This window comes from Escherichia sp. WS3063, from assembly GCF_046486595.1.
GTDB classification, from domain to species: domain Bacteria; phylum Pseudomonadota; class Gammaproteobacteria; order Enterobacterales; family Enterobacteriaceae; genus Escherichia; species Escherichia coli.
The window spans coordinates 1-3,439 of record NZ_JBJQKY010000057.1 but is presented as its reverse complement, the minus strand read 5'-3'; the positions used below and the strand labels follow the sequence as shown (position 1 = coordinate 3,439).

The 3,439-nt window shown below is 59.7% G+C and carries 3 protein-coding genes and 1 pseudogene; all 4 read right to left on the bottom strand.

Features of this window, described 5'->3' with window-relative positions:
- Positions 1-773 (bottom strand): annotated as a pseudogene (locus ACJHYW_RS25035) (IS91-like element ISVsa3 family transposase); the annotation flags it as partial.
- A gap of 111 nt (positions 774-884) precedes the next feature.
- Positions 885-1,190, bottom strand: a complete 306-nt coding sequence (locus ACJHYW_RS25030) for a LysR family transcriptional regulator (RefSeq protein ID WP_001255015.1) — start codon at positions 1,188-1,190, stop codon at positions 885-887.
- A gap of 27 nt (positions 1,191-1,217) precedes the next feature.
- Positions 1,218-2,432, bottom strand: coding sequence for a chloramphenicol/florfenicol efflux MFS transporter FloR (floR, locus tag ACJHYW_RS25025; protein WP_058657119.1), 1,215 nt, complete (start codon positions 2,430-2,432; stop codon positions 1,218-1,220).
- Between the two features lie 216 nt (positions 2,433-2,648).
- Positions 2,649-3,439: DUF3363 domain-containing protein (locus ACJHYW_RS25020; RefSeq protein WP_240743508.1), on the bottom strand; the 791-nt coding region annotated here is incomplete at its 5' end.

Genomic DNA, 3,439 nt, shown 5'->3' with positions numbered 1-3,439 from the left:
GGGTCGTCATCCACCGCATCCGAGGCCAGATAGCTGTTTTCGACATCCCGTTCCAGCAGGCCTTGCCGTTCCAGATAGCGACCCACCCGGTGGGCGATGGTGTGCGTCAGCTGGGTGAGCTCTGGGCTGGTCGGCGCCTTGACCCAGCGGAAACGCGCTGAGCCGTGGGATTGCTCGACATACACACCGTCGAGAAACAGCATGTGGAAGTGAACATTCAGATTGAGCGCCGATCCAAAACGCTGGATCAGGGTGACCGCGCCCGTCTTGGCCACTTGGTGGGTATGGCCCGCTTTCTTGACCAGGTGCGTGGCAATGACGCGGTAAACGATGCCCAGCACCCACCCCATGATCTCGGGCCGGCTGGCAAACAGGAAACGCAGCTGAAACGGGAAGCTCAACACCCACTGACGCATGGGTTGTTCAGGCAGTACTTCATCAACCAGCAAGGCGGCACTTTCGGCCATCCGCCGCGCCCCACAGCTCGGGCAGAAACCGCGACGCTTACAGCTGAAAGCGACCAGGTGCTCGGCGTGGCAAGACTCGCAGCGAACCCGTAGAAAGCCATGCTCCAGCCGCCCGCATTGGAGAAATTCTTCAAATTCCCGTTGCACATAGCCCGGCAATTCCTTTCCCTGCTCTGCCATAAGCGCAGCGAATGCCGGGTAATACTCGTCAACGATCTGATAGAGAAGGGTTTGCTCGGGTCGGTGGCTCTGGTAACGACCAGTATCCCGATCCCGGCTGGCCGTCCTGGCCGCCACATGAGGCATGTTCCGCGTCCTTGCAATACTGTGTTTACATACAGTCTATCGCTTAGCGGAAAGTTCTTTTACCCTCAGCCGAAATGCCTGCCGTTGCTAGACATTGCCAGCCAGTGCCCGTCACTCCGCGGTCTTCACTGCGTGATCGAGTTGATCGACACCCGCCGTGACACGCTCCATGAAGTGCCTGCCTGCGTCTGTTAGCCGAACGCCCCGCGCATGGCGCTCAAATAGCAGGACACCAAGGTTATCCTCCAGCGCTTTCACACGCGCGCTGACGCTCGACTGGCTGATACCAAGTGCCTTGGCCGCATGCCGAAAATTCAGATGCTCGGCGACGGCGATGAACTGAACAAGGGAAATGAGCGGTATCCTGCCAGACAGGATACCGACATTCACGAGGTTTCGATGGTTAGTGCGCCGCATCGGAGCGGGCCTGCTACCAGTCGTCGGTTAGACGACTGGCGACTTCTCGGTGGCAGCCCCACGGAGCCGAAGGAGCACCAGCCCCAACGAAACCAGTACCGCCATCGCCGTGGCGTAACAGATCACGGGCCACGCTGTGTCACCGTTTAAAAGTGCCACCGCCAATGTCCCGACAATGCTGACTATCAGGCTTTGAACGCAGAAGTAGAACGCGACCGCTGATCCCGCGATGTCGTCGAACTCTGCCAAAGCGCCGTTCGCGGTAACGGACACCGTGAAGACAATACCGACCGCGACAACCCACATCGGTAGGATGAAGGTGAGGAATGACGGCGAGCCGTAAAGTTCGCCGATCCCCAACAGGACCGCTCCGCAAACAAGCAACGCCATCCCACGCGCCACGCATCCTGCGATGCCCCATCTGGCGACAAAGGACTTCGCGAAACGGGTTGTCACGATCATTACAAGCGCGACAGTGGCGAAGGCAAAGCTGAATCCGATCTCGGAATATTCCGCTTGGCCTATGAGCACACGGGGAGCCGTCGAGAAGAAGACGAAGTAGGTGCCCATACCGGCGCTAAAGCCGACAGTGTAAACCCAAAAAGCCGGACTCGCGAAGATCGGCAAGACAGATCGGCGCGTCTTGACTTGATCCAGAGGGCGGGTTTCGTGCCACCTGAAACCCGCATTTAGGAGTGCGAGCATCGCCAGTATAGCCAAAGTAATGAATATCGCCTGCCATCCCAAGAACTCGCCGATCCATGCTCCGGCGATAGGGCCGAGCGCAGGCACGAACGCCAGCACCGAACTGAAAAGGCCGTAGATGACGACACCCTCAGGACGGTTGGCATAAACGTCGCGAACCGTCGCGAACGTCGCCACCAGCATGGCCGACGCGCCCACTGCTTGAAGTAGACGGAAAGCGACAAAGGCCGGTGCAGTTGAAGACCAAGCTGCTCCCAGAGACGCAATGACGAAAGCCGTTGCGCCCGCAAGTAGAATTGGCCGTCGCCCGATTCTGTCTGAGAGCGGACCAAAAATCACCTGGCCCACGCCGAGCATCACCATATAGAGGCTCAACGTGAGTTGGATCATAGCGGGCGTCGTGTTCAGGATGCCGGGCATCGCTGGAACGACAGGGAGATAAATATCCATCGCCAGTGAAGCGAGGATGTCGAAAGGAGCCATCAGCAGCAGTGCTGCCGGCAGCGTATAGGCCCACGCGGGGCGTGTGGTGGTCATGACGAATCAACCCTCGATTAAGGAATACCGGGCGACGTCTGCTCGTCAGCAATCAGATGAGACTAGCCTTACAGAGCGCCGCAACAACAATACTGGTTGTTGCGGCTTACTTGTCTGCTGACTTGGAATTTCCCATCTGATTACTCCACGCTTACGAATATGAATTGCTACATTTTATCCGATTATCTTTTGCTTCGCAATGCGGCATGGGCGCACTCAGCGTTCCAGCCCCCTCTGCCGCCCTAACTGCCACGACACCGACCCGCCCTGCACGATGCCCATAACCTCGCGGCCGAGTTGGCGGTCGATGATCGGCCGCCACGGGACAAGGGTGAACTCATGGGATTTCTCGACCACGGCGAACTTGCCGCTCGATAGATGCACGGTTCCGGTAAACTTGCCGCTGACGCTCTCGCCGTCCGTGGCGGCGCGGAACGGCAGGCCCTTACTCAAAGCCATATCCGATCCGACGCCGACTACCTCGCGCTCCCGCAGGATGGCGAGAAGGTTGCGCCGGTAGAAGACGCGGCTGTCCCGGCTGCGGGTGGCGTCGCCCTGTTCGATATGGTGCTCGCGGCGCTGGTCCATGGCTTCGCGGACTTGTTGCCCGAAGCCGGTTGGCGCAAGGTCGGCCGTCTCGCCGTGGATCAGCCGCCGGTCCAGCCAGGTCGCGCCGTCCGATCCGATCTGTTTGTTCAGATCGACCGGGGAAAGGACGCGAACGCTGGCCTGACTGTCTCGGCCGGCGTCATGGGCGGCGGCACGGCTGACCAGATCATCGGGGATGCGCCATTGGTCGGCGTCGATCCGCTCGACGATACCGGCCCGGCGTAGCGCCTCCAGCCGGCGCACATGGGCATCGACATAGCCCTCATAGTCGCCGCCTGGAACGCGGCACGTATAGGAAGAATAAACGCCCTTTTCACCCAAGTCCAACAGCTTTGGACCGCAGTTGACTCTTTCGACACCCCTGCGATGCAACCCAATCCGGCTGACGGGGAGCCAGC